This is a genomic window from Kitasatospora sp. NPDC057542 (assembly GCF_042801945.1).
In the GTDB taxonomy this organism is placed as follows: Bacteria; Actinomycetota; Actinomycetes; order Streptomycetales; family Streptomycetaceae; genus Kitasatospora.
In genome coordinates, this window is the sequence record NZ_JBHVFE010000718.1 from 1 (window position 1) to 2,816 (window position 2,816).

Here is a 2,816-nt window from a genome sequence, read left to right on the forward strand (position 1 = left end):
GCGCAGCGAGCCGCGCGCAGCCCGCCCGGCCCCGTTCGCGGCACTGCTCGGAGCGTGGGGGCCTGGTGAACCCCGGCATCCGCGCCGGCCGACCGCTACGGGTCTCCGACTACAGCGCGTCGAGCGGTACGTCCGGGTCGGCCAGCTCCTTGACGTCCACCACCCGCTTCGAGCGCACCAGTTCGCGGATCGGGTCGGTGACGTCCCAGACGTTGACGTTCATCCCCGCGAGCACCCGCCCGCCGGAGAGCCAGAACGCGATGAACTCGCGGGTGGCCGGGTCGCCGCGGAACACCACCTGGTCGTAGCCGCCCGGCTCGACGTAGCCGACGTACTCCATCCCGAGGTCGTACTGGTCCGTGAAGAAGTACGGGATCCGGTCGTACACCGCGTCCGGCTGCCCGAGCAGCGCGCGGGCGGCGGTCTGCGGCTGGTTGAGCGCGTTGGCCCAGTGCTCGACCCGGATGTGCCTGTCGAACAGCGGGTGGTAGGCGTTGGCGACGTCGCCGGCCGCGTAGACGTCAGGGTCCGAGGTGCGCAGGTGCCGGTCGGTCCTGATCCCGTTGTCGACCTCCAGCCCGGCCGCTTCGGCGAGGCCGGTGGCGGGGGCGATGCCGATGCCGACGACCACCGCGTCGGCCGCCACCGTCGTGCCGTCGGCGAGCTTCACGCCGCTCACCGTGCCGCCCTCGCCGGTCAGTTCGGCCACTTTGACGCCGAAGCGCAGGTCCACGCCGTGCTCCCGGTGCAGGTCGGCGAAGACCTGGGCGACCTCCCGGCCGAGCACCCGCAGCAGCGGCAGTTCGAGCGCCTCCAGCACCGTCACCTCGGCGCCCGCCTCCCGGGCCGCGGCCGCCACCTCCAGTCCGATCCAGCCCGCGCCGATCACCGCGATCCGCGACCCCGGCCGCAGCGCCGCCTTGATCCGGTCGCTGTCCTCGACCCGGCGCAGGTACAGCACCCCGTCCTGGTCCGCGCCGGGCACCGGCAGCCTGCGCGGCACCGAACCGGTGGTCAGCAGCAGCTTGGCGTACTCCACCCGGCCGTTGTCGGCGAGCGTCACGGTGTGTCCGGCCGGGTCGATCGAGGCCACCGCCGTGCCCAGCCGCAGCGTGACGTCGTGCTCCGCGTACCACTGCGGCGGGTGGACGTAGATCTTCTCCCGGGGCGTCTTGCCCAGCAGGTAGCCCTTGGACAGCGGCGGCCGCTCGTACGGCCGCTCGTGCTCCTCGCCGATCAGGACGATGCCGCCCCGGTACCCGGCCTCGCGCAGCGCCTCGGCCGCCTTCGCGCCGCCCAGGGACGCCCCGACGATGACGACCGGGCGCTCCCGCCCGCCGCTCGCTCCGGTGCTCCCGGTGTCCGTGCCCGCCATGCTCGACTCCTCGTTCTCCGGCCGTGGTCGGGGTCAGCCTGCCGCCGTCCGGGTGGCCTGTCGAGAGCGCACCTGGCGCGCCGCGCCGCGCTCGCCCGTACGGGTGAACGCGGGGCCTCACCCGGTCATCGCGTCCCTGACCAGCGCGGTGTCGGTGAACTGTTCGAAGCGCACGATCCGGCCGCCGCGCACGGTGAAGCGGTGGGCGACCCGGACCGCGAGGGGTTTTCCGGTGGCCTTGTGGACGGCCGTGTAGCGGCCCAGCACCACCACGGTCTCGCCGTCCACCACGTAGGTGTCGTCGTGCGCCGTCCAGTTGTCCCACTCGGCGGCCAGCCGCTCCATCACGTTGGCGGTGACGCCCTTCGGGGTGCGGTAGGTGCCGGCCAGCGGGAAGCCGGCCATCTCGGTCCACTCGACGTCCTCGGCCAGGGTGGTGCGCAGCGCGGCCAGGTCGCCCCGGGAGGCGGCCAGGTACTGGCGGCGCACCACGTCGGCGGGGGCGGGCGACTCGGCGAAGGAGGCGACGTCCCGGGGGATCTCGATCACGGTCAGCTCACCCCCAGGCCATCTCGCCCAGGGCGACCTTGGTGCCGATGTCCACCGCGATCCGCAGTCCCAGCTCCGGGAACCGCCGTTCCAGCGCCGCCTTGGCGGCGGCCGCGTCCGGGGCCCGGCCGATCTCGGTCTCGAAGGCGCGCAGGTAGGCGCGGGTGTGGTCGACGGCGGTGTGGTCGGTGGGTGCGCCGGCCGTCCGGTGGCCGGCCGCCACCCAGGTCGCTTGGAGCGCCTCGATGCCGTCCAACAGGTCGATCCAGGCGGCCCGTTGGGCGGAGGTGGGGGTGTCGGCGGTCCACACGTGCAGGCCCTCGAAGAGCAGCACCCCGCCCAGCACGGCGCGGTGGTGGTGCTGCCAGAGGTAGTGCCGGTCCGGCAGGTGGAAGTCGGCGCCGCGCAGCTCGAAGCGATGGCCCTCGAAGACGATCTCGTCGCTGTGCATCACCTCCGGCCGCACCAGCCGGGTGGGAAGCTCCGGGCCCAGGTGCGCCCAGGCGCGCAGCTTGCTTTCGTAGGTCTCCTGGATGCGCTCGACGGTCGAGGCGGTGGCCAGGAAGCGGGCCTGCGGGTAGGCGTCCTGGACCTCCTGGGCGCCGAAGTAGAAGTCCGGGTCGCCGTGGCTGACGAAGACGGTGGTCAGCCGCTTGCCGCTCGCCTTGATCCGCTCGACCAGGCGGCGCCCGTCGGAGCGGGTGAACCCGGCGTCGACCAGCAGAGCGTCCTGCGGGCCGGTGACCAGGACGGAGGTCTTGTTGAGCGAGCTGTCAGGGCTGTCGATGATCTCGAAGTCGAGTGCGCTCATGCGCCCACCTCGCTCCGCTCGGCGGGCGCTTCGCGCAACACGCACCTCTCGATGACTTCCCCCCGGCCTTCGGCCGGGGGG

General features: G+C 73.3%; 3 protein-coding genes. All 3 read right to left on the bottom strand.

Features of this window, described 5'->3' with window-relative positions; genetic code table 11:
• Positions 1-109: 109 nt before the first annotated feature.
• The 3 genes from ACFU7Y_RS42610 to ACFU7Y_RS42620 all read right to left on the bottom strand — a co-directional run bounded on the left by ACFU7Y_RS42610 (position 110) and on the right by ACFU7Y_RS42620 (position 2,735).
• Positions 110-1,375, bottom strand: a complete 1,266-nt coding sequence (locus ACFU7Y_RS42610) for an NAD(P)/FAD-dependent oxidoreductase (RefSeq protein WP_380771830.1) — start codon at positions 1,373-1,375, stop codon at positions 110-112.
• A gap of 117 nt (positions 1,376-1,492) precedes the next feature.
• The gene (locus ACFU7Y_RS42615) at positions 1,493-1,924 is read right to left on the bottom strand and encodes a nuclear transport factor 2 family protein (RefSeq protein WP_380771832.1); all 432 of its coding nucleotides are present in this window, start codon (positions 1,922-1,924) and stop codon (positions 1,493-1,495) included.
• Positions 1,925-1,931: 7 nt separating this feature from the next.
• Positions 1,932-2,735, bottom strand: a complete 804-nt coding sequence (locus tag ACFU7Y_RS42620) for an MBL fold metallo-hydrolase (protein WP_380771834.1) — start codon at positions 2,733-2,735, stop codon at positions 1,932-1,934.
• Between the last annotated feature and the right edge of the window lie 81 nt (positions 2,736-2,816).